At 75.0% G+C, this 1,157-nt stretch carries 1 protein-coding gene; it reads right to left on the reverse strand.

Annotated elements, in window-relative coordinates:
* Positions 1-23: 23 nt before the first annotated feature.
* Positions 24-986, reverse strand: coding sequence for an SCO1860 family LAETG-anchored protein (locus tag G3I53_RS25845; protein ID WP_164438826.1), 963 nt, complete (start codon positions 984-986; stop codon positions 24-26).
* Positions 987-1,157 lie beyond the last annotated feature (171 nt).

A 1,157-nucleotide genomic window follows, 5' to 3' on the forward strand; every position in this document is an offset into this window, starting at 1 on the left:
CCCGTACCGCCCCCTCCGCCGCGTCAGGTGCGGCGGCCCCGGCGGGAGATGGCGACCGCCGCCCCGCCCGCCGCGAGGAGCGCGACCGCGCCGCCCGCGATGTACGGGGTCGTCGAGTCACCGCCGGTCTCGGCCAGGTTGGCCTCGTCCGCCGCGGCCTCCTTCGCGCGGGCTCCCTGCGGCTGGACGTCGCCGGCGTCCTGCCCGGCCGGGGCGGCCTTCTCCTCGCTCTCCGGGGCCGCCGCCTCCTGCTCCTCCTCCGCCGCGGCGGGGGCCTCGCACTTGGCCTCGGCCAGGGTGACGGTGCCGTCGACCTCGGCGACGTTCAGCTCGGCCGGGTTGACGGCGACCTGGAGGCGCAGCGCGGTGGCGGCGGCGGTGCGGGAGGTGGTCTCCGTCTTCGACAGCTCCAGCTTCACCTCGCCGACGCCCGGCACCTCGACCTCGGTGGTGCCCTCGGAGGTGAGCGTGACGCGCTTGCCGAGGACGGTCACCGAGCCGGGCAGGGTCGCCGAGGCGAGCGGGGTCTTCCCGGCCTCGCAGACCGCCTTGGAGGTGACCTTCTCCAGCTCGATGAGCGAGAGCAGGGGCAGGCCGGGCACGTGGACGCGGGCCTTGGCGAGGGTGGTGGACGCCTCGGCCTTCGCCCCCTCCACCGACGCCCGGGCGTCGGCCACCTCCGCGCGCAGCACGCTGAAGGGCTTTCCGCCGTGGACGCCGTCCAGGGTGGCCGTCAGAGTCGTCTTCTGCGCGCTCTCAGGCGCCTCGACGGCGTTGAGGGAGACCGCGAGCGGGGCGTGCACGCTCTTGTTGAGGAGGGCCACGTCGAGCCCGGTGCGCAGGACCGCGGCGCTCGCGGAGCCGTGCTCCCCGGTGGCCTGAGCCGGGCCCGCGCCGGCCAGCGCCGCGGGCCCGGCGGCGAGGACGGTGGCCGCGGCGACGACGGCCCAACGGCGTGCGGGCATACGGAAATTGATGCTGTTCAAGGTGGTGGGACCCCCATGAGACTCGGGTGGGACCCGCACAGAATGTCCACACCGGCTCCGGGCCGTCAGCGATCCGCGGACACTTCACTCCTTCGGGGTGGTTTAGCGGATCCATTCGATTACGGGGGTACGGCTGTTCCCCGCCGGCCCTCGGCATACGCTCCCGCGGGC

This window comes from Streptomyces sp. SID14436, assembly GCF_010548465.1.
In the GTDB taxonomy this organism is placed as follows: domain Bacteria; phylum Actinomycetota; class Actinomycetes; order Streptomycetales; family Streptomycetaceae; genus Streptomyces.